Consider the following 20766-nt stretch of genomic DNA (forward strand, 5'->3'; position numbering starts at 1 on the left):
TCTACTAAACTGAGATTCACACCCGTAGAGAACCGGTCGCAAACCAGTGCCCGGCAACCTCTACATGACGTCCTGAGGAGGACCTAGTGGCTAAGGCCAAGTTCGAGCGGACCAAGCCGCACGTCAACATCGGAACCATCGGTCACGTTGACCACGGCAAGACCACGCTCTCCGCAGCGATCTCGAAGGTGCTTGCTGACAAGTTCCCGTCTGACACCAACGTGCAGCGCGACTTCGCTTCCATCGACTCGGCGCCGGAAGAGCGCCAGCGTGGTATCACCATCAACATCTCGCACATCGAGTACGAGACCCCCAAGCGCCACTACGCGCACGTTGACGCTCCCGGCCACGCCGACTACGTCAAGAACATGATCACCGGTGCGGCTCAGATGGACGGCGCGATCCTCGTGGTCGCCGCCACCGACGGCCCGATGGCTCAGACGCGTGAGCACGTGCTGCTCGCCAAGCAGGTCGGCGTGCCGTACCTGCTGGTCGCGCTGAACAAGTCCGACATGGTCGACGACGAGGAGATCCTGGAGCTCGTCGAGCTCGAGGTCTCCGAGCTGCTCGCTTCGCAGGGCTTCGCCGAGGACGCTCCTGTCGTGCGCGTCTCCGCTCTCAAGGCCCTCGAGGGCGACGAGAAGTGGACGCAGTCGATCCTCGACCTCATGGAGGCCGTGGACGAGCACGTTCCGGACCCCGTGCGCGACAAGGACAAGCCGTTCCTGATGCCCGTCGAGGACGTCTTCACGATCACCGGTCGTGGAACCGTCGTCACGGGTCGCGCCGAGCGTGGCACGCTGGCCATCAACTCCGAGGTCGAGATCGTCGGACTGCGTCCGACCGTCAAGACCACGGTCACGGGTATCGAGATGTTCCACAAGCAGCTCGACGAGGCATGGGCCGGCGAGAACTGCGGTCTCCTGCTCCGTGGCACGAAGCGTGAGGACGTCGAGCGCGGTCAGGTCATCGTCAAGCCGGGTTCGGTCACGCCGCACACCGACTTCGCTGGCACCGCGTACATCCTGTCCAAGGATGAGGGTGGGCGTCACAACCCGTTCTACACGAACTACCGCCCGCAGTTCTACTTCCGCACCACCGACGTCACCGGCGTCATCACGCTGCCCGAGGGCACCGAGATGGTCATGCCCGGCGACACCACCGACGTGACGGTCGAGCTGATCCAGCCGATCGCCATGGAGGAGGGCCTCGGCTTCGCCATCCGTGAGGGTGGACGCACCGTCGGCGCCGGTACGGTCACGAAGATCATCAAGTAAGCATTTGCTTCCTCGTAGAGGGGTCGGGCCTTCGGGTCCGGCCCCTCTGTCGTTAACCGACGACGCGAGGGTTCCCTTTGCGGGGGCTGGCAGGCACAATGAGTGGTGTCGGCCCACCAGCGGTCGGCAGCACACACCTTGAAAGGGAAATCATGGGTATCGAGGACGCCGTCAACAAGGGCAAGGACCTGTACGAGCAGAACAAGGACAAGATCGCCGAGGCCGTCAAGAGCGAGCAGGCCGAGGACATCAGCGACAAGGTCCTCGACGGTGTCGCGGACTTCGCCAAGAAGGTCGCCCCCGGTGCCGCCGACAAGATCGATGAGATCCGCGACAACGCCGACAAGGCCGTCGGCAACGAGTAGCACTCGACACCAGCTCTGAAGCAGCGGCCCGCCATGATGGCGGGCCGCTGCTTTCGCATCTGACCAGTATTCCGGTGCGGCGGACTCGCATCTGGGCCACCGGACCACGTATGATGTTCGAGACCGCCTGGGGATCTTGCGGTCGGGGCAGCCGAAGGGGTTCGGCTCCCGAAACTCGCGTTCTTCGCGAACAAACTGGGGATAAGCGATCTTGGGGATCATCGTACGACGCGCGCACTCTGTGCGCCTGAGCGTCTCCCTGCCTGCGCGGCGGGTACTCCGCCGCGCCCTCGATCGAGGATTCCGGCGTCCCTTCACGTCGGCATCCTCGCGTTCGGTGTGCCCCCTCGCACTGAACGTCCTCCCCAAGCGGGGCGAGGCATGGGGATGCCTCGCCCCGCTCTCCTCTGCGTTCTGACCCCGCTCCGACCCCGATTCGGACCCGTTCCAGGGTCATCGGGAGAGGCGCGACACGCCCGGGTTTGCAGAAGTGAAATCGGGCATGGCAGAATAGACAGGTTCGATATTCCGTCGCCGCTGTGCGTGCGTCGGATCACTGCCAGGGCAGTGCATAGACGGCGCCTCCTCCGGGATGGTGCAGGGTTCTAGGCCGCGGGTAGCAGGACAAATCCCCGACACCTCCTTCCCGGAGGTTCGCCGTGCGCGGCGGAGGTCGGCATCCGCACGTCCTCGACGTGCGGCTGACACAAGAACAGTGGTGCAGCAGATCGACTCGCAAGAGCCGTTCGAGTGCCGAAGGCGCGAACAGCGCCGACGTGCGTCCAATGCCCCTGGGTCACCCGGCCCAGGTCGGTAAGACGCTTAAAGAGAGTGAGCAGACAATGGCGGGACAGAAAATCCGCATTCGCCTGAAGTCGTATGACCACGAGGTCATCGACTCGTCGGCACGCAAGATCGTCGACACCGTGACCCGTGCGGGCGCGACCGTCGTCGGACCCGTGCCGCTTCCGACCGAGAAGAACGTCGTGTGCGTCATCCGGTCGCCGCACAAGTACAAGGACAGCCGCGAGCACTTCGAGATGCGCACCCACAAGCGCCTGATCGACATCGTCGACCCGACGCCCAAGGCCGTCGACTCGCTGATGCGTCTCGACCTGCCTGCCGATGTCAACATCGAGATCAAGCTCTGAGGCCCGGCATGGTTGACATCAACTCCAAGATCTCCAAGGGAATGCTGGGCACCAAGCTCGGCATGACCCAGGTGTGGAACGAGAGCGGCAAGCTCATTCCCGTCACCGTCATCGAACTCGCACCCAACGTGGTCACGCAGGTCCGCACGCCCGAGAAGGACGGCTACAACGCCGTGCAGATCGCGTACGGCCAGATCGACCCCCGCAAGGTGAACCAGCCCCTCACGGCTCACTTCGAGGCAGCCGGCGTCACGCCGCGCCGCCACATCACGGAGATCCGTACGGCTGACGCTGCTGACTACTCACTCGGTCAGGAGCTCACGGTCGACGGCACGTTCGAAGCCGGTCAGCTCGTCGACGTCGTCGGCACGAGCAAGGGCAAGGGCTTCGCCGGTGTCATGAAGCGTCACAACTTCAAGGGCGTCTCGGCATCCCACGGTTCGCACCGCAACCACCGCAAGCCCGGCTCCATCGGCGCATCGTCGACCCCGAGCCGCGTCTTCAAGGGCATGCGCATGGCCGGCCGTATGGGTGGCGAGCGCGTGACCGTCCTCAACCTCACGGTGCACGCCGTCGACATCGAGAAGGGTCTGCTGCTCGTCAAGGGCGCCGTCCCCGGTGCTCGTGGCCGCATCGTCTACGTCCGCAACGCAGTGAAGGGTGCCTGATCATGGCTGACTCCACTCTCGCGCTCGACGTCCTCAAGGCAGACGGCAAGAAGGCAGGCTCGGTCGAGCTTCCCGCCGCTCTGTTCGACGTCAAGACGAACATCCCGCTCATCCACCAGGTCGTGGTCGCGCAGCTCGCTGCGGCTCGCCAGGGCACCCACTCGACCAAGCGTCGCGGTGAGGTCTCCGGTGCCGGCCGCAAGCCCTTCAAGCAGAAGGGCACGGGTAACGCCCGTCAGGGGTCGATCCGCGCGCCGCACATGACCGGCGGTGGCATCGTCCACGGCCCGAAGCCGCGCGACTACTCGCAGCGCACGCCCAAGAAGATGATCGCGGCCGCCCTCCTGGGTGCGCTCAGCGACCGCTTCCGCGGCGACCGCATCCACGCCATCGAGTCCTTCGGGATCGACGGCACGCCTTCGACCAAGACCGCCGTGAACTTCCTCACGAACGTCGTGTCGTCGAAGAACGTGCTCGTCGTGATCGAGCGCAACGATGACGTGACGCTGAAGAGCATCCGCAACCTGTCGAACCTGCACGTGCTGACGTTCGACCAGCTCAACGCCTACGACGTGCTCGTTTCTGACGACATCGTCTTCACCCAGGCCGCGCTCGAGGGCTTCATCGCCTCCAAGTCCGGCGCCAACCAGGAGGTCTCCGCATGAGCGAGCAGGCATCTGTTCTCCAGACGGCCCTGAACAAGGACCCGCGCGACATCATCCTGAAGCCGGTCGTGTCCGAGAAGAGCTACGGACTCATCGACGAAGGCAAGTACACCTTCCTCGTCGACCCGCGCGCTTCGAAGACCGAGATCAAGCTCGCCATCGAGAAGATCTTCGGCGTCAAGGTCGCAGGGGTCAACACCCTCAACCGCGTCGGCAAGGCTCGCCGCACCCGCTTCGGCACCGGTAAGCGCAAGGACACCAAGCGCGCCATCGTCACCCTGAAGTCGGGCACCATCGACATCTTCACGGCAATCGGCTGATCCGGGGGATAAGGACAATCATGGCTATTCGCAAGTACAAGCCCACGACCCCGGGCCGTCGCGGCTCGTCGGTGGCTGACTTCGCCGAGATCACCCGATCGACGCCGGAGAAGTCGCTGCTGCGCCCGCTCTCGAAGACCGGTGGTCGCAACAACCAGGGCCGCATCACGACCCGTCACATCGGTGGTGGCCACAAGCGCCAGTACCGCGTCATCGACTTCCGTCGCAATGACAAGGACGGCGTGGACGCCCGTGTCGCTCACATCGAGTACGACCCCAACCGCACCGCGCGCATCGCGCTGCTGCACTACTTCGACGGCGAGAAGCGCTACATCCTCGCGCCGGCGAAGCTGAAGCAGGGCGACGTCGTCGAGTCGGGTGCCGGGGCGGACATCAAGCCGGGCAACAACCTCCCGCTGAAGAACATCCCGACGGGTACCGTCATCCACGCGATCGAGCTCCGCCCCGGTGGCGGCGCGAAGATGGCGCGTTCGGCGGGCGCATCCGTGCGTCTCGTCGCGAAGGACGGCCCCTACGCCCAGCTGCGTCTGCCCTCGGGCGAGATCCGCAACGTCGATGCGCGCTGCCGCGCGACCATCGGCGAGGTGGGCAACGCCGAGCAGTCGAACATCAACTGGGGCAAGGCCGGCCGCATGCGCTGGAAGGGCGTCCGCCCGACCGTGCGTGGTGTCGCGATGAACCCGGTCGATCACCCGCACGGTGGTGGAGAGGGCAAGACGTCCGGTGGACGTCACCCCGTCACCCCGTGGGGCCAGGCTGAGGGTCGTACCCGTCACGCCAACAAGGAAAGCGACAAGTACATCGTGCGTCGTCGTAACGCCGGCAAGAAGCGCAAGTAGGAGTAAGAGAAGATGCCTCGCAGTCTTAAGAAGGGCCCCTTCGTCGACGATCACCTGCTTCGCAAGGTCATCGTGCAGAACGAAGCCGGCACCAAGAACGTCATCAAGACCTGGTCCCGTCGGTCCATGATCATCCCGGCCATGCTGGGTCACACGATCGCGGTCCACGACGGACGCAAGCACATCCCTGTGTTCGTGTCCGAGACCATGGTCGGTCACAAGCTGGGCGAGTTCGCGCCCACCCGCACCTTCCGCGGCCACGAGAAGGACGACAAGAAGGGGCGGCGCCGCTAATGGTCGAATCGATCGCACGCGTGCGACACATCCGCGTGACCCCTCAGAAGGCTCGTCGTGTCGTCGCGCTCATCAAGGGCAAGCAGGCCCAGGAGGCTCTGGCGATCCTGAAGTTCGCACAGCAGAGCGCCAGCGAGCCGATCTACAAGCTTGTCGCGTCGGCCATGGCCAACGCGCAGGTCAAGGCGGATCGCGACGGGGAGTTCCTCGACGAGCAGGACCTGTACGTGGCCAACGCGTACGTGGACGAGGGCACGACGCTCAAGCGTTTCCAGCCCCGTGCACAGGGTCGCGCTTTCCAGATCAAGAAGCGCACGAGCCACATCACGGTCGTGCTCTCGACGCCTGAGGCGGCTCCGGCCGCTGCGGGCGACAGCAAGAAGAAGGCGAGCAAGTAATGGGACAGAAGGTAAACCCGTACGGCTTCCGCCTCGGCATCACGACGGACCACGTCTCGCGCTGGTTCTCTGATTCGACGAAGCCGGGTCAGCGTTACGCCGACTACGTGGCCGAGGACATCAAGATCCGCAACCTGCTGAAGACGCAGCTCGACCGCGCCGGTGTCTCGAACATCGAGATCGAGCGCACCCGTGACCGCGTCCGCGTCGACATCCACACCGCCCGTCCGGGCATCGTGATCGGTCGTCGTGGCGCCGAGGCCGAGCGCATCCGCGGCGACCTCGAGAAGCTCTCGGGCAAGCAGATCCAGCTGAACATCCTCGAGGTCAAGAACCCCGAGGCCGACGCTCAGCTCGTCGCACAGGGCATCGCCGAGCAGCTCTCTGCTCGCGTGGCGTTCCGTCGTGCGATGCGCAAGGGTCTGCAGGGCGCACAGCGCGCCGGCGCCAAGGGCATCCGCATCCAGGTCTCCGGCCGCCTCGGCGGCGCCGAGATGAGCCGCTCGGAGTTCTACCGCGAGGGTCGTGTGCCGCTGCACACGCTGCGCGCGAACATCGACTACGGCTTCTACGAGGCGAAGACCACCTTCGGCCGCATCGGCGTGAAGGTCTGGATCTACAAGGGTGACCTGACCGCAAAGGAGCTCGCTCGCGAGCAGGCCAATGCACCCAAGGCCCGTCGTGACGACCGTGGTGGCGACCGCCGCCGCGCGCCGCGCAACGAGGCACCTGTCGCAGAAGGAGCGTCGGCATAATGCTCATCCCCCGTAAGGTCAAGTTCCGCAAGCAGCACCACCCGGGTCGCTCGGGTCAGGCCACCGGCGGCACGAAGGTCTCCTTCGGCGAGTTCGGCATCCAGGCGCTCACGCCTGCGTATGTCACGAACCGTCAGATCGAGTCCGCTCGTATCGCGGTGACCCGTCACATCAAGCGTGGCGGCAAGGTGTGGATCAACATCTACCCGGACCGTCCGCTCACGAAGAAGCCTGCTGAGACCCGCATGGGTTCCGGTAAGGGTTCCCCCGAGTGGTGGGTCGCCAACGTCAAGCCGGGTCGCGTCCTCTTCGAGGTCGGCGGTGTGAGCGAAGAGCTCGCCCGCGAGGCACTGACCCGTGCCATTCACAAGCTGCCTCTCAAGGCACGCATCATCAAGCGCGAGGAGGGCGACGCGTAATGGCGATCGGCACCAAGGAGCTCGCTCCGGCAGAGCTCGACACGTTCGAAGACCAGCGCCTCGTTGAGGAGCTGCGCAAGGCCAAGGAGGAGCTGTTCAACCTCCGTTTCCAGTCGGCCACCGGCCAGCTGGAGAGCCACGGCCGCATCCGCGCCGTCAAGCGCGACATCGCGCGTCTCTACACCGTGATCCGCGAACGCGAGCTGGGCATCCGTGCGACGCCCGCTCCGGTCGAGGCTCCGGCGAAGAAGGCGACCAAGTCGAAGGCGAAGAAGGCGGACTCCGCCGACGACGCCGTGAAGGAAGAGGCTGAGTGATGGCCACCAAGAAGGAAGCGACTGTGGAGACGCAGACCGCCGGACACGAGTCGTCCGAGCACGACGTCCGCGACGCCGCAGCCCGCGGCTACCGCAAGACGCGTCGTGGCTACGTCGTCAGCGACAAGATGGACAAGACCATCGTGGTCGAGGTCGAGGACCGCGTGAAGCACCCGCTTTACGGCAAGGTCATCCGCCGCACCTCGAAGGTCAAGGCGCACGATGAGGCGAACACCGCCGGCATCGGCGACCTGGTCCTCATCAACGAGACCCGCCCGCTGAGCGCCACCAAGCGCTGGCGTCTGGTGGAGATTCTGGAGAAGGCCAAGTGATCCAGCAGGAATCGCGCCTCAAGGTCGCCGACAACACCGGCGCCAAGGAGCTGCTCACCATTCGCGTGCTCGGCGGATCGAAGCGTCGTTACGCCGGTCTCGGCGACACCATCGTCGCGACCGTCAAGGACGCGATCCCCGGTGGCAACGTGAAGAAGGGCGACGTCGTCAAGGCGGTCATCGTCCGCACCAAGAAGGAGACGCGCCGTCCCGACGGCTCGTACATCAAGTTCGACGAGAACGCCGCCGTCATCCTGAAGGCAGACGGGGAGCCTCGCGGCACCCGCATCTTCGGACCGGTCGGTCGTGAGCTTCGCGACAAGAAGTTCATGAAGATCGTCTCGCTCGCGCCGGAGGTTATTTAGTCATGGCGAAGATCAAGAAGGGTGACCTGGTTCAGGTCATCACCGGAGCCACGCAGGAGCGTGGCGGCGATCGCGGTAAGCAGGGCAAGGTCCTCGAGGTCCTCGCCGAGAAGAACCGCGTCATCGTCGAAGGCGTGAACTACGTCACCAAGCACACGCGCGTCGGTCAGACGCAGCGTGGCACGAAGACCGGTGGCCTCGAGACCGTCGAGGCCTCCATCCACATCTCGAACGTCGCAGTCGTCGACCCTTCGACCAAGAAGCCGACCAAGGTCGGCCACCGGGTCGAGGAGAAGACCAAGGACGGCGTCAAGCGCACCGTCCGCGTGCGCTTCGCGAAGAAGAGCGGTAAGGACCTCTGATGAGCACCGACACTGCCGCGCCGGCTGGCAAGATCCAGCCGCGCCTGAAGCAGAAGTACAACGCCGAGATCAAGAAGGCGATGCAGGACGAGTTCGGTTACCCGAACGTCATGCAGATCCCCGGGCTGGTCAAGGTCGTCGTGAACACCGGTGTCGGCGAGGCAGCTCGCGACAGCAAGGTGATCGACGGCGCGGTCGACGATCTCACCAAGATCACCGGCCAGAAGCCGATCGTCACGAAGGCTCGCAAGTCCATCGCGCAGTTCAAGCTGCGCGAGGGCCAGGCCATCGGCGCGCACGTCACCCTCCGCGGTGACCGCGCGTGGGAGTTCGTGGATCGCCTCGTCTCGCTCGCACTGCCGCGCATCCGCGACTTCCGCGGCCTGTCGCCCAAGCAGTTCGACGGCAACGGCAACTACACCTTCGGTCTCCAGGAGCAGAGCGTGTTCCACGAGATCGATCAGGACAAGATCGACCGGGTTCGCGGTTTCGACATCACCGTCGTCACCACCGCGAAGACGGATGACGAGGGTCGGGCACTGCTCCGCCACCTCGGCTTCCCGTTCCAGTCGACCGACGCACAGGCGTAAGCCTTCGGCGGGCTCAGTGGTCACTGGTCACTGAGCCCGTCGATCTGCACGTACAATTGAAGATTGCGTGTCATCGCAGGCCGTCTGTCGTGTAACGGCAGCCGGAACCTCATGAACAAAGGAAAACAACAATGACAATGACAGACCCGGTCGCAGATCTGCTGACCCGTCTGCGTAACGCGAACTCGGCGCACCACGACTCCGTGACCCTGCCGTCGAGCAAGCTCAAGACGCACATCGCCGAGATCCTCCAGCAGGAGGGCTACATCGCCGGCTGGGAGACCTCTGACGCCCGCGTCGGGAAGAACCTCACGCTGTCGCTGAAGTACGGCCCGAACCGTGAGCGCTCGATCGCTGGCATCAAGCGCGTGTCGAAGCCCGGCCTTCGCGTGTACGCGAAGTCGACGGAGCTCCCCAAGGTGCTCGGCGGCCTCGGCGTGGCCATCCTGTCCACTTCCTCCGGTCTTCTCACCGACCGTCAGGCTGAGCAGAAGGGCGTGGGCGGAGAAGTTCTCGCCTACGTGTGGTAATCCCTCATGTCGCGTATTGGACGACTTCCCATCGACGTGCCTGCGGGCGTCACCGTTTCGGTCGACGGCCGTGAGGTCGCGGTGAAGGGCCCCAAGGGTGAACTCACCCTGACGGTGGCCAGCCCCATCGAGGTCGCGGTCGAGGAGAACCAGGTTCTGGTCTCCCGCCCCGACGACGAGCGCGAGTCGCGGTCGCTTCACGGCCTGACCCGCACGCTCATCAACAACAACATCATCGGCGTGACCCAGGGCTACACCAAGGGTCTCGAGGTCGTCGGCACCGGTTACCGCGTGGCACAGAAGGGCAGCTCGGTCGAGTTCGCCCTCGGCTTCTCGCACCCGGTCCTGATCGACCCGCCCGCCGGCATCACGCTCACGGTCGAGGGCACCAACAAGCTCACCGTCAGCGGGATCGACAAGCAGGCTGTCGGCGAGGCAGCTGCCAACATCCGCAAGATCCGCAAGCCCGAGCCGTACAAGGGCAAGGGTGTGCGCTACGCCGGCGAGAACGTGCGTCGCAAGGCCGGAAAGAGTGGTAAGTAACCATGGCTCTCAAGTCAAAGTCTGACGCCCGCGCGCGTCGTCACGCCCGCCTTCGCAAGAAGGTCGTCGGCACCGAGGTGCGTCCGCGCCTCGTCGTCAACCGTTCGGCTCGCCACGTCTTCGTGCAGCTTGTCGACGACAGCAAGGGTCACACCGTCGCGTCGGCATCGACGCTCGAGACCGACCTGCGCTCGCTCGAGGGTGACAAGACCGCCAAGGCCCGCAAGGTCGGCGAGCTTCTCGCCGAGCGCGCGAAGGCTGCCGGCGTTTCCGAGGCAGTGTTCGACCGTGGCGGCAACCGCTACGCCGGTCGTGTCGCCGCCATCGCCGACGGCGCCCGCGAGGGGGGTCTGGCACTGTGAGTGACAACAAGGAGAACGAAGTGACCGAAACGGCTGCTGCCGCTCCCGAGGCGGCCGCGGTCGTCTCTGAGACGGCCGCCGGAACGACTCAGGCCGAGCCGGCTCGCGAAGGCCGCCGTGGCGGCGGTCGTGGTGACCGCAACCAGGGTGGCGGCCGCGACCGCAACTCGCGCGACCGTGGCGACAACCAGTTCCTGGAGCGCGTCGTCACCATCAACCGCGTCTCGAAGGTCGTGAAGGGTGGTCGTCGCTTCAGCTTCACCGCTCTCGTGGTCGTCGGCGACGGAAACGGTCTGGTCGGCGTCGGCTACGGCAAGGCCCGCGAGGTCCCTCTGGCGATCTCGAAGGGTGTCGAAGAGGCCAAGCGCAACTTCTTCCGCGTTCCGCGCGTCGGCAGCACGATCCCGCACCCGGTGCAGGGTGAGGCGGCCGCCGGTGTGGTCCTGCTTCGTCCGGCCGCTGCCGGTACCGGTGTCATCGCCGGTGGTCCGGTCCGCGCCGTGCTCGAGTGCGCCGGTATCCACGACGTGCTGTCGAAGTCGCTCGGCTCGTCGAACACGATCAACATCGTGCACGCGACCGTCGCTGCCCTGAAGCAGCTCGAGGAGCCTCGTGCGGTCGCCGCACGTCGTGGCCTCGAGTTCGACCAGGTCGCTCCGGCGCGTCTCGTCCGTGCGGAGGCAGACGCCATCGCCGCACAGAAGGTAGGTGCCTGATGGCTTCGCGCCTCAAGGTCACGCAGGTCAAGTCCAAGGTGAGCGAGAAGCAGAACCAGCGCGACACGCTGCGCAGCCTCGGTCTGAAGCGCATCGGTGACAGCACCGTGCGCCCCGACGACGCGCAGACGCGCGGTTACGTCAAGACCGTCGCCCACCTCGTCAAGGTTGAGGAGATCGACTAATGGCTGAGAAGAACGACGCCGTCGAGGCTGAGAAGGCCCCGAAGAAGGCTGCCGCTCCCAAGGCTGCCGCCGAGAAGAAGCCGGCAGAGAAGAAGCCCGCCGCGAAGAAGGCGCCGGCCAAGTCCGCCGCTGCCGACGCCAAGGCCGACGCTCCTGCCAAGAAGCCCGCCGCCAAGAAGGCTGCGCCGAAGAAGGATGCTCCGGCATCCCGCCCCGGCGTGCTGAAGGTTCACCACCTGCGTCCGGTCCCCGGATCCAACACCGCGAAGACCCGTGTCGGTCGCGGTGAGGGCTCCAAGGGCAAGACCGCCGGTCGTGGTACCAAGGGCACCAAGGCTCGCAACACCGTTCGCGTCGGCTTCGAGGGTGGGCAGATGCCTCTGCACATGCGCACCCCGAAGCTGCGCGGGTTCAAGAACCCGTTCCGCGTCGAGTACCAGGTCGTGAACCTGGAGAAGCTCGCGGAGCTGTACCCGAAGGGCGGCGACGTCACCGTCACCGACCTGGTCGCCAAGGGCGCCGTTCGCAAGAACGAGAAGGTCAAGGTTCTCGGAAACGGCGATATCGCCGTGAAGCTCACCGTCGCGGTCGACAAGGTCTCGGGTTCCGCCGAGCAGAAGATCGTGGCTGCGGGCGGTTCCGTCAAGTAACCACTGCACAAGAGGGGCCGGAGATTCTCCGGCCCCTCTTGTGGTTACACCACGCGGGTCAGGTTCGGCCCACGCAGTCCGGGGTTCCCGGATGGGTTACCCTGGTCTTTCAGCCGTCCTTCGGGAATCGGCAACTTTTCAGGAGGAACGTTCTTGTTCAGCGCCATCGCGCGGATCTTCCGCACGCCCGACCTGCGTCGGAAGATCGGTTTCACTCTCGCCATCGTCGCGATCTACCGACTCGGCTCCAACGTCCCTGCACCGTTCGTGAACTTCCCGAACGTGGAGGAGTGCCTCGCCGCGAACTCCGGTACCGACGGACTGCTCGGACTCGTCAACCTCTTCTCCGGAGGCGCGCTCCTCCAGCTGTCGATCTTCGCGCTGGGCGTGATGCCGTACATCACGGCGACGATCATCACGCAGCTCCTCCGCGTTGTCATCCCGCACTTCGAGGCGCTGCACAAGGAGGGTCAGGCCGGTCAGGCCCGACTCACCCAGTACACGCGTTACCTCACCATCGCGCTCGCGCTGCTCCAGTCGACCACTCTCGTCACCGTCGCCCGCAGCGGCCAGCTCTTCGGCACGACCGATCTCGCCGCCTGCCAGCAGCTGCTGACCAACGACGTGTGGTGGGCGCAGCTGCTCATCATCATGGCGATGACCGCCGGCACCGGACTCATCATGTGGTTCGCCGAGCTCGTCACCGAGCGCGGCATCGGCAACGGCATGTCGCTCCTCATCTTCACCTCCATCGCCGCGACGTTCCCCGGCGCCATGGGACTCATCTGGCAGACCAAGGGCTTCGAGGTGTTCCTCCTGGTCTTGGCGGTCGGCATCATCGTGATGGGGCTCGTCGTCTTCGTCGAGCAGTCGCAGCGCCGCATCCCGGTGCAGTACGCCAAGCGCATGGTCGGTCGCCGCACCTACGGCGGCACGAACACCTACATCCCGATCAAGGTGAACATGGCGGGTGTGATCCCCGTGATCTTCGCGTCGTCGCTGCTGTACATCCCTGCCCTCATCGCGCAGTTCAACACCCCGCAGGACGGCTCCGTGCCGGCGCCGTGGGTCACCTGGATCAGCGCGAACTTCACCACGGGCAACCACCCGGTCTACATGGCCGCGTACTTCCTGCTCATCATCGGGTTCACCTACTTCTACGTCGCGATCACGTTCAACCCCGTCGAGGTCGCCGACAACATGAAGAAGTACGGCGGGTTCATCCCCGGCATCCGTGCCGGTCGTCCGACGGCCGAGTACCTCGACTACGTCCTCACCCGCATCACGCTCCCCGGCTCGCTGTACCTCGGCCTGATCGCGCTCATCCCGCTGATCGCCCTGGCCACTGTCGGCGCCAACCAGAACTTCCCGTTCGGTGGCGCCTCGATCCTCATCATCGTCGGCGTCGGCCTCGAGACGGTGAAGCAGATCGACGCACAGCTGCAGCAGCGTCACTACGAAGGGCTCCTCCGATGACAGCATCCGCACGTCTTCTCATCGTCGGCCCGCAGGGCTCCGGAAAGGGCACGCAGGGCGTGCGCATCGCCGAGTCCTACGGCATCCCGGTCGTGTCGACCGGTGACATCTTCCGGGCGAACATCAAGGAGGGGACGCCCCTCGGTCAGCAGGTCACGGCGATCCTCGACAAGGGAGATCTCGTTCCGGACGAGCTGACGAGCGAGATCGTGCGCGACCGTCTGTCGCAGGACGATGCCGCGAACGGCTTCCTCCTCGACGGGTACCCCCGCAACGTCGCCCAGGTGGCGCACCTCGAGGAGTTCCTCGCCGGTCGTGGAGAGGCGCTCGACGCCGTCATCCTGCTCCAGGTCCCGCGCGAGGAGAGCATCGCCCGCCTCGGTCTGCGCGCGGCAGAGCAGGGGCGTTCGGATGACACGGACGCTGCCATCGCGCACCGTCTGGACATCTACGAGCACGAGACGGCTCCGATCATCGAGGTCTACGGCGCCAAGGGCATCGTCGACCGGATCGACGGCGTCGGCTCGCTCGACGAGATCACCGAGCGCATCTCCGCCGCATTGGCCGCTCGCGGCCTGCGCCTCGCGGCCTGAGGCCTCGCGATGTTCCGCCGGTCGATCTACAAGACCCCGGCCCAGCTTCGATCCATGGTCGAGCCAGGGCTCATCACGGCGGCGGCGCTGGACGCCGTCCGTCCGCTGATCAGGGCCGGAGTCACCACGCTGGAGCTGGATGCCGCAGCGAACCGCACGATCCTCGCGCGGGGAGCGGAGTCGAACTTCCAGCTGGTGCGCGGGTACCACCACACCATCTGCGTGTCCGTGAACGAGCAGGTCGTGCACGGCATCCCCGGAGAGCGCGTCCTGCGACCCGGTGACATCGTGTCGGTCGACTGCGGCGCGCAGTTCCAGGGATGGAACGGCGACAGCGCCATCACGGTCGTCGTCCCGGATCCCGAGCGCGCTGAGCTGGTGGCGCAGCGCGAGGAGCTCTCGCGCGTCACCGAGGGCTCGATGTGGGCGGGCATCGCCGCCATGGCGTCGGTGGAGTCGATCGACGAGATCGGCGCGGCGATCCAGGAGTACATCGAGGCGCAGGGACCCTCGGCGGTGTCGGGGGAGCCCTACGGCATCCTCCGCGAGTACGTCGGCCACGGCATCGGGCGCAAGATGCACGAGGCACCCAGCGTCTTCAACTACCGCACACCGGACCGCGGCGCCGACGTGCGGCCGGGACTGGTCCTGGCCATCGAGCCGATGGTGACCGCCGGCGGCGAGGCGACCTACATCGAGGACGACGACTGGACCGTCACGACCGTCGACGGCACAGACGGCTCACATTGGGAACATAGCGTGGCCCGGCATGATGGGGGTATCTGGGTGCTGACCGCGCCCGATGGCGGAAAGGCCGGACTCGCCCCGTTCGGGGTCGAGCCTCGAGAGATCGGAAAGTAATGGCAGCGGCGAAGAGCAACACGAACTGGTTCGCGATCGGCGTCTCCATCGCCGTGGTCGTGGTGCTGGTCGTGCTCGGTGGTCTCGTGGTGTTCCTCAACAACCAGGCCACGGCTCCCGGCGTCGCTCCGAAGAGCGACATCATCAACGAGGAGACCGGCGCCATCTCGTTCGGCGACGGCAAGGACGAGGTCGACACCTTCGTCGACTTCATGTGCCCGATCTGCGGGACCTTCGAGGACCAGTACGGCGAGAAGCTGCAGGCGGCAGCCGCCGACGGCAAGATCACGCTGAACATCCACCCGGTCTCGATCCTGGATCGCTTCTCGCAGAACACGCAGTTCTCCACGCGTGCTGCCGGCGCGATGTACTGCGTCGCCGAGAAGGCCCCTGAGGCGGCGCTCGACTACTTCAACCTCCTCTTCGCCAACCAGCCCGAAGAGAACACGGCAGGACTCACGGACGACGAGCTCGCCTCGCTCGCCGAGCAGGCCGGAGCAGGGGCCGCGGCGGACTGCATCGCCGACGGCACCTACATGGACTTCGTCCTGGATCAGACCAAGGCTCAGGAGATCGCCGGGACCCCGACCATCGAGGTCAACGGCAAGCGCCTCGACCTCCAGGCCGGAGACATCACCGAGATGGAGAAGCTCCTCGGCTGATCGTCCATCCGGCCGAGTTGCCGGATGGCTCCCGAAGGTCTAACATTGATCTTTGGTGCTTTGTGCCTTGATTCGGCGTGTCCGATCGGTGCGGCACCGCAAACCACCCACCCACCGCAGATCGACCGGTCTGCAGAAGCGTCAGCGAGGCTATGGCTAAGAAAGACGGTGTCATCGAGATCGAGGGCGTGATCTCCGAGGCTCTGCCCAACGCGATGTTCCGCGTTGAGCTCAGCAACGGACACAAGGTCCTTGCAACGATCTCCGGAAAGATGCGGCAGAACTACATCCGCATCATCCCCGAGGACCGCGTGGTCGTGGAGCTCAGCCCCTACGACCTCACCCGCGGCCGTATCGTCTACCGCTACCGCTGATCGGTCGAGAAGTAACGGCCTGCCTCGGACACGGGGCGGTACGAAGACAGCGAACAGGAAACATCATGAAGGTCAACCCCAGCGTCAAGCCGATCTGCGATCACTGCAAGGTGATCCGCCGCCACGGCCGCGTCATGGTGATCTGCAAGAGCAACCCGCGTCACAAGCAGCGCCAGGGCTGACCTGCGCTGCGCGGCACGCTCGCGCACATCTCACAACTCAATACGAAACGGCAGGATCAGACGCTTCGACGGGCTCAGCCCGGACGAGCTGACACCTCGGGGCGGAGGCCCGGGCACCGATCCTGTTCCATACCTCCACTACATCCAGGAGAACCGCATGGCACGTCTTGCCGGCGTTGACATCCCGCGCGACAAGCGCGTGGTGATCGCCCTTACCTACATCTACGGCGTCGGCCGTACCCGCTCGGTCGAGATCCTCAAGGCGACGGACATCGATGAGAGCATCCGCGTGAAGGACCTCAGCGACGACCAGCTGATCGCCCTCCGCGACCACATCGAAGGCAACTACAAGGTGGAGGGTGACCTGCGCCGCGAGGTCGCCGCAGACATCCGCCGCAAGGTCGAGATCGGCTCCTACGAGGGCATCCGCCACCGTCGTGGTCTCCCGGTCCGTGGTCAGCGCACCAAGACCAACGCCCGTACCCGCAAGGGCCCGAAGCGCACCGTCGCAGGCAAGAAGAAGGCCCGCTAAGCGGGGCCCCAGGGACTAGGAGAACACTTTCATGGCTGCACCCAAGGCCGCCGCGCGCAAGCCGCGCCGCAAGGAAAAGAAGAACATCGCGCTGGGCCAGGCCCACATCAAGTCGACGTTCAACAACACGATCGTCTCGATCACCGACCCGTCCGGCGCTGTCATCAGCTGGGCATCGTCGGGTGGCGTGGGCTTCAAGGGCTCCCGCAAGTCGACCCCGTACGCCGCAGGTCTTGCTGCCGAGTCCGCTGCGCGTCAGGCGCAGGAGCACGGCGTCAAGAAGGTCGACGTCTTCGTGAAGGGTCCGGGCTCCGGCCGCGAGACCGCGATCCGCTCGCTCCAGGCCGCAGGCCTCGAGGTCGGCTCGATCTCGGACGTCACCCCGCAGGCGCACAACGGATGCCGCCCGCCGAAGCGTCGCCGCGTCTGACACGGCTCGTCGAGTCGCTCGCCCTTCGACAGGCTCCGAGAGTCCTGTCGGTCGAGCGACTCGACGCCCGCGTGCGGGCATCGACTTCCACAATTGAAGACCTCACCACACCACATGTCATATAGCGGGCATGTGATCGAAAGGAACACAGAGTGCTCATTGCACAGCGTCCCACACTGACCGAGGAAAAGATCGTCGAGAACCGTAGCCGGTTCATCATCGAGCCTCTGGAGCCCGGCTTCGGATACACGATCGGCAACGCGCTGCGTCGCAGCCTGCTGTCGTCGATCCCCGGCGCCGCTGTCACCAGCGTTCGTCTCGACGGCGTGCTGCACGAGTTCAGCACCATCCCCGGCGTGAAGGAGGATGTCACCGAGATCATCCTCAACATCAAGCAGCTGGTCGTCTCCTCGGAGCGCGACGAGCCCATCACGGCGTACCTGCGCAAGACCGGTTCGGGCGAAGTGACCGCCGCTGACATCTCGGCTCCGGCCGGTGTCGAGGTCCAGAACCCCGAGCTCGTCATCGCGACGCTCAACGAGACGGCGAAGTTCGAGCTCGAGCTCACCATCGAGCGCGGCCGCGGCTACGTCTCCGCGACGCAGAACCGCAACGAGTACGCCGAGGCCGGTCAGATCCCGATCGACTCGATCTACTCGCCGGTCCTCAAGGTCAGCTACCGCGTCGAGGCGACTCGTGCCGGTGAGCGCACCGACTTCGACAAGCTCGTCCTGGACGTCGAGACCAAGTCGTCGATCAGCCCCCGCGACGCTGTCGCTTCGGCTGCGAAGACGCTCACCGAGCTGTTCGGTCTCGCTCGCGAGCTGAACGTCGAGGCTGAGGGCATCGAGATCGGCCCGGCGCCGGTGGAGGCAGTGAACTCCAGCGAGCTGTCGATGCCGATCGAGGATCTCGACCTGTCGGTCCGCTCGTACAACTGCCTGAAGCGTGAGGGCATCAACACTGTTTCTGAACTCGTCGCCCTCTCGGAGACGCAGCTCATGAACATCCGCAATTTCGGCCAGAAGTCGGTCGACGAGGTGCGCGACAAGCTCATCTCGCTCGGTCTGTCGCTCAAGGATTCGGTGCCCGGTTTCGACGGCGCCCACTTCTACGGCGGCAGCGAAGACGAGTCCTTCTGATACCCGACCTTTCTGACCAGGAGTTAGACGATTATGCCCAAGCCCACTAAGGGTCCCCGCCTCGGAGGCGGCCCCGCCCACGAGCGCCTGCTGCTTGCCAACCTCGCGGCGGCTCTGTTCACCCACAAGTCGATCAAGACGACCGAGACCAAGGCCAAGCGCCTTCGTCCGCTCGCCGAGCGTCTGATCACGTTCGCGAAGCGCGGCGACCTGCACGCGCGTCGTCGCGTGCTGTCGGTCATCGGCGACAAGAGCGTCGTGCACACGCTCTTCGCCGAGATCGCACCGCTGGTCGCTGACCGTGAGGGCGGCTACACCCGCATCACGAAGGTCGGCAACCGCAAGGGCGACAACGCTCCGATGGCCGTGATCGAGCTCGTCCTCGAGCCGGTCAACCCGAAGCCGAAGTCCGCCAAGAAGACGGCTGCGGCCGCTTCGAAGGCAGAGAAGCCCGCCGAGGTCGCCGAGGAGGCTCCCGTCGAGGAGGCTCCCGCCGCCGACGCCGGTGCCGAGTCGCAGGCCGAGGGCGAAGCAGCCGAGGCTGCCGCCGAGGACGCTGTCGAGAAGTAAGCACCTCTCACGAACGAAGCCCGCCGCCCCTTCCGGGGTGGCGGGCTTCGTCGTTTCCTGGGCCAGGTTCTCCGGCCACGGGGAGCTTCTGCGGCCCGATTCGCGAGATGTGGCCGCAGAAGTTCGGAATGGCCGCAGGAGTCCCGCGGGTCAGCGCGCGCGGAGGTCCTTGCGGAGGATCTTGCCGGAGGCCGACTTCGGGATGGCGTCGATGAACTCCACCTGACGCACCTTCTCGTGGGGAGCGACATGGGCGGCGACATGCGCCATGACGGCATCCGCGTCGAGATCGGCATCCGCCTGCCGCACGACGAACGCCTTCGGGACCTCCTGGCCATCCTCGTCCTGCGCGCCGATGACCGCCGCGTCGGCGATGGACGGATGCTCCAGCAGCACAGCCTCCAGCACGGCGGGCGCCACCTGGTAGCCCTTGTACTTGATGAGCTCCTTGAGGCGGTCGACGATCCGGAAGATGCCGTCGTGGGTGACGGTCGCGACATCTCCCGTGTGCAGCCAGCCGTCGGCGTCGAGCATCTCGGCCGTGGCATCCGGTCGGTTGAGATAGCCCTTCATCACCTGCGGGCCGCGGATCAGCAGCTCGCCCGGTTCGCTCGCCCCGTCGCCGGGCACGGTGACGTCCGCTCCGGTCTCGGGGTCGATCAGTCGTGCCTCGGTATTGCTGATCAGCATTCCGACGGAGGACCGGTCGACGTCGTCGCGGGCGGCGGGGATGGCGTGGGTGACCGGACTGGTCTCGGTCATGCCGTATCCCTGGCACACCGTGCAGTCGAGCCGCGTCGCCACGGCTGATGCGAGCGCCCCGTCGAGGGGAGCGGCCCCCGAGAAGATCACGGTGATGGAGGAGAGGTCGTACTGATCGATCAGCGGATGCTTCGCCAGGGCGACCGCGATCGGCGGGGCGATGAACACCCAGGTCGTGCGGTGCTCGGCGACGACGCGAAGGAACTCGGTCAGATCGAACTTCGGCATCGTCACGAGGGCGGCGCGCTGCCGCAGGGCGAAGTTCAGCAGCACCGTCATCCCGTAGATGTGGAAGAACGGGAGCACCGCGAGGACGCGATCGCCGTCGGCCAGGGAGATCGTCGAGCGGCACTGGCTCACGTTCGCGACGAGGTTCCGGTGTGTGAGCATCACGCCCTTGGGGCGACCGGTGGTGCCGGAGGAGTAGGGGAGCACCGCGAGGTGCTCGGCCGGGTCGAAGGACACCTCCGGGGCGGTGCGGCCTTCGCCGAGGAGATCGCGGAGCGAGGGATGCCCTTCAGCTCCGTCGAGCACGATGAGGTGGTCGGCGTCGATCCCGACCTTCGCTGCGGCGGCTTCCGCGCCGGCGAGCAGCGGCGACACGGTGATCAGCCATTCGGCTTCGGCGTCGGTGAGCTGGTTCGCGATCTCGTCGGCCGTGTAGAGCGAGTTGACCGTCGTCGCGGTCGCGCCCGCTCGGAGGATGCCGTGGAAGACGGTCGCGAACGCCGGGATGTTCGGGCACAGCACGCCGACGCGGGTGCCGACGCCGACGCCCCGCGCCGCGAGAGCGCCGGCGAACAGGTCGATCTGGGCGATCAGCTGTCGATAGGTGGTCTCCGCCCCGCTCGTCCCGTCGATGAGCGCGGTGGCGTCGAGGCGGCTCTCGTCGAGATCGCCGAACAGGTAGTCGTACACGGAGACCGCCTGGATCTCCACGTCGGGGTAGGTGCTGCGAACCATGAGATCTCCTTCGATCCGGGTGGCGCGGCGGCGGCGCGCGCTGAGATGCAGTTTCGCACACCACGGCACTGCGTACCAGGGTGTGGAGCGGGGAA

The 20766-nt window shown here is 65.7% G+C and carries 33 protein-coding genes; 32 read left to right on the forward strand and 1 reads right to left on the reverse strand.

Annotation, left to right across the window (positions count from 1 at the left end):
* Positions 1–86: 86 nt before the first annotated feature.
* From tuf to rplQ, 32 genes are all read left to right on the forward strand, one after another.
* The gene (gene tuf / locus ABD648_RS17390; RefSeq protein ID WP_116635678.1) at positions 87–1277 is read left to right on the forward strand and encodes an elongation factor Tu; all 1191 of its coding nucleotides are present in this window, start codon (positions 87–89) and stop codon (positions 1275–1277) included.
* A 152-nt stretch (positions 1278–1429) separates the two neighbouring features.
* Positions 1430–1642, forward strand: a complete 213-nt coding sequence (locus ABD648_RS17395) for a hypothetical protein (protein WP_282216218.1) — start codon at positions 1430–1432, stop codon at positions 1640–1642.
* Between the two features lie 842 nt (positions 1643–2484).
* On the forward strand, positions 2485–2793 hold the full coding sequence (rpsJ, locus tag ABD648_RS17400; protein ID WP_030147986.1) for a 30S ribosomal protein S10: 309 nt from the start codon (positions 2485–2487) through the stop codon (positions 2791–2793).
* Between the two features lie 8 nt (positions 2794–2801).
* Positions 2802–3461, forward strand: a complete 660-nt coding sequence (gene rplC, locus ABD648_RS17405) for a 50S ribosomal protein L3 (RefSeq protein WP_223622187.1) — start codon at positions 2802–2804, stop codon at positions 3459–3461.
* A gap of 2 nt (positions 3462–3463) precedes the next feature.
* The gene (gene rplD, locus ABD648_RS17410) at positions 3464–4126 is read left to right on the forward strand and encodes a 50S ribosomal protein L4 (RefSeq protein WP_282216219.1); all 663 of its coding nucleotides are present in this window, start codon (positions 3464–3466) and stop codon (positions 4124–4126) included.
* Complete coding sequence (rplW, locus tag ABD648_RS17415; RefSeq protein WP_017829206.1) at positions 4123–4446, forward strand: 50S ribosomal protein L23; 324 nt, start codon at positions 4123–4125, stop codon at positions 4444–4446. Before rplD ends, rplW begins: the two co-directional genes overlap by 4 nt.
* A gap of 20 nt (positions 4447–4466) precedes the next feature.
* Entirely contained in the window at positions 4467–5306 is an 840-nt protein-coding gene (gene rplB, locus ABD648_RS17420; RefSeq protein WP_116635682.1) for a 50S ribosomal protein L2, read from the forward strand.
* A gap of 12 nt (positions 5307–5318) precedes the next feature.
* Positions 5319–5600, forward strand: a complete 282-nt coding sequence (gene rpsS / locus ABD648_RS17425; protein ID WP_116635683.1) for a 30S ribosomal protein S19 — start codon at positions 5319–5321, stop codon at positions 5598–5600.
* Entirely contained in the window at positions 5600–5998 is a 399-nt protein-coding gene (gene rplV, locus ABD648_RS17430) for a 50S ribosomal protein L22 (protein WP_116635684.1), read from the forward strand. The genes rpsS and rplV overlap by 1 nt, the downstream gene beginning before the upstream one ends.
* Complete coding sequence (rpsC, locus tag ABD648_RS17435) at positions 5998–6753, forward strand: 30S ribosomal protein S3 (protein WP_017201587.1); 756 nt, start codon at positions 5998–6000, stop codon at positions 6751–6753. The genes rplV and rpsC overlap by 1 nt, the downstream gene beginning before the upstream one ends.
* Positions 6753–7172: a 50S ribosomal protein L16 gene (rplP, locus tag ABD648_RS17440; RefSeq protein ID WP_045278748.1), complete on the forward strand. Its 420-nt coding sequence runs from the start codon at positions 6753–6755 to the stop codon at positions 7170–7172. The genes rpsC and rplP overlap by 1 nt, the downstream gene beginning before the upstream one ends.
* A complete protein-coding gene (gene rpmC, locus ABD648_RS17445) occupies positions 7172–7489 on the forward strand; it encodes a 50S ribosomal protein L29 (RefSeq protein WP_017829202.1) in 318 nt (105 codons plus the stop codon). The genes rplP and rpmC overlap by 1 nt, the downstream gene beginning before the upstream one ends.
* Positions 7489–7821, forward strand: coding sequence for a 30S ribosomal protein S17 (gene rpsQ / locus ABD648_RS17450; RefSeq protein ID WP_282216220.1), 333 nt, complete (start codon positions 7489–7491; stop codon positions 7819–7821). Before rpmC ends, rpsQ begins: the two co-directional genes overlap by 1 nt.
* Entirely contained in the window at positions 7818–8186 is a 369-nt protein-coding gene (gene rplN / locus ABD648_RS17455) for a 50S ribosomal protein L14 (RefSeq protein ID WP_116635686.1), read from the forward strand. The genes rpsQ and rplN overlap by 4 nt, the downstream gene beginning before the upstream one ends.
* Positions 8187–8188: 2 nt before the next feature.
* Positions 8189–8548 (forward strand): 50S ribosomal protein L24, encoded by a 360-nt coding sequence (gene rplX, locus ABD648_RS17460; RefSeq protein WP_116635687.1) that lies wholly within the window; start codon positions 8189–8191, stop codon positions 8546–8548.
* Positions 8548–9138 (forward strand): 50S ribosomal protein L5, encoded by a 591-nt coding sequence (gene rplE, locus ABD648_RS17465; RefSeq protein ID WP_282216221.1) that lies wholly within the window; start codon positions 8548–8550, stop codon positions 9136–9138. Before rplX ends, rplE begins: the two co-directional genes overlap by 1 nt.
* A gap of 131 nt (positions 9139–9269) precedes the next feature.
* Entirely contained in the window at positions 9270–9668 is a 399-nt protein-coding gene (rpsH, locus tag ABD648_RS17470; RefSeq protein WP_046013414.1) for a 30S ribosomal protein S8, read from the forward strand.
* A gap of 6 nt (positions 9669–9674) precedes the next feature.
* Positions 9675–10211, forward strand: coding sequence for a 50S ribosomal protein L6 (rplF, locus tag ABD648_RS17475; RefSeq protein WP_116635689.1), 537 nt, complete (start codon positions 9675–9677; stop codon positions 10209–10211).
* A gap of 2 nt (positions 10212–10213) precedes the next feature.
* Complete coding sequence (gene rplR, locus ABD648_RS17480) at positions 10214–10573, forward strand: 50S ribosomal protein L18 (protein ID WP_029260926.1); 360 nt, start codon at positions 10214–10216, stop codon at positions 10571–10573.
* Complete coding sequence (rpsE, locus tag ABD648_RS17485; protein WP_282216222.1) at positions 10570–11289, forward strand: 30S ribosomal protein S5; 720 nt, start codon at positions 10570–10572, stop codon at positions 11287–11289. Before rplR ends, rpsE begins: the two co-directional genes overlap by 4 nt.
* Entirely contained in the window at positions 11289–11474 is a 186-nt protein-coding gene (gene rpmD / locus ABD648_RS17490; RefSeq protein ID WP_046013417.1) for a 50S ribosomal protein L30, read from the forward strand. The genes rpsE and rpmD overlap by 1 nt, the downstream gene beginning before the upstream one ends.
* Positions 11474–12124, forward strand: a complete 651-nt coding sequence (gene rplO / locus ABD648_RS17495) for a 50S ribosomal protein L15 (protein WP_282216223.1) — start codon at positions 11474–11476, stop codon at positions 12122–12124. Before rpmD ends, rplO begins: the two co-directional genes overlap by 1 nt.
* A gap of 153 nt (positions 12125–12277) precedes the next feature.
* Complete coding sequence (gene secY / locus ABD648_RS17500) at positions 12278–13600, forward strand: preprotein translocase subunit SecY (protein WP_136055209.1); 1323 nt, start codon at positions 12278–12280, stop codon at positions 13598–13600.
* Positions 13597–14193, forward strand: coding sequence for an adenylate kinase (locus ABD648_RS17505; RefSeq protein WP_282216224.1), 597 nt, complete (start codon positions 13597–13599; stop codon positions 14191–14193). Before secY ends, ABD648_RS17505 begins: the two co-directional genes overlap by 4 nt.
* 9 nt (positions 14194–14202) lie before the next feature.
* On the forward strand, positions 14203–15054 hold the full coding sequence (map, locus tag ABD648_RS17510; protein WP_282216225.1) for a type I methionyl aminopeptidase: 852 nt from the start codon (positions 14203–14205) through the stop codon (positions 15052–15054).
* Positions 15054–15716: a DsbA family protein gene (locus tag ABD648_RS17515; protein ID WP_282216226.1), complete on the forward strand. Its 663-nt coding sequence runs from the start codon at positions 15054–15056 to the stop codon at positions 15714–15716. Before map ends, ABD648_RS17515 begins: the two co-directional genes overlap by 1 nt.
* A 152-nt stretch (positions 15717–15868) precedes the next feature.
* Positions 15869–16090: a translation initiation factor IF-1 gene (gene infA / locus ABD648_RS17520; protein ID WP_017201569.1), complete on the forward strand. Its 222-nt coding sequence runs from the start codon at positions 15869–15871 to the stop codon at positions 16088–16090.
* Positions 16091–16155: 65 nt separating this feature from the next.
* The gene (gene rpmJ / locus ABD648_RS17525; protein ID WP_005050492.1) at positions 16156–16272 is read left to right on the forward strand and encodes a 50S ribosomal protein L36; all 117 of its coding nucleotides are present in this window, start codon (positions 16156–16158) and stop codon (positions 16270–16272) included.
* Positions 16273–16429: 157 nt separating this feature from the next.
* On the forward strand, positions 16430–16804 hold the full coding sequence (rpsM, locus tag ABD648_RS17530) for a 30S ribosomal protein S13 (protein WP_017201568.1): 375 nt from the start codon (positions 16430–16432) through the stop codon (positions 16802–16804).
* Positions 16805–16835: 31 nt separating this feature from the next.
* Positions 16836–17234, forward strand: a complete 399-nt coding sequence (gene rpsK / locus ABD648_RS17535) for a 30S ribosomal protein S11 (RefSeq protein ID WP_046013422.1) — start codon at positions 16836–16838, stop codon at positions 17232–17234.
* A gap of 152 nt (positions 17235–17386) precedes the next feature.
* Positions 17387–18376, forward strand: a complete 990-nt coding sequence (locus ABD648_RS17540) for a DNA-directed RNA polymerase subunit alpha (RefSeq protein ID WP_120773743.1) — start codon at positions 17387–17389, stop codon at positions 18374–18376.
* A gap of 33 nt (positions 18377–18409) precedes the next feature.
* A complete protein-coding gene (rplQ, locus tag ABD648_RS17545; RefSeq protein WP_282216227.1) occupies positions 18410–18946 on the forward strand; it encodes a 50S ribosomal protein L17 in 537 nt (178 codons plus the stop codon).
* Positions 18947–19096: 150 nt separating this feature from the next.
* Here rplQ and ABD648_RS17550 read toward each other — a convergent pair whose 3' ends face one another.
* Entirely contained in the window at positions 19097–20671 is a 1575-nt protein-coding gene (locus ABD648_RS17550) for an AMP-binding protein (protein WP_282216228.1), read from the reverse strand.
* Between the last annotated feature and the right edge of the window lie 95 nt (positions 20672–20766).

Source organism: Microbacterium luteolum (genome assembly GCF_039533965.1).
GTDB classification, from domain to species: domain Bacteria; phylum Actinomycetota; class Actinomycetes; order Actinomycetales; family Microbacteriaceae; genus Microbacterium; species Microbacterium luteolum.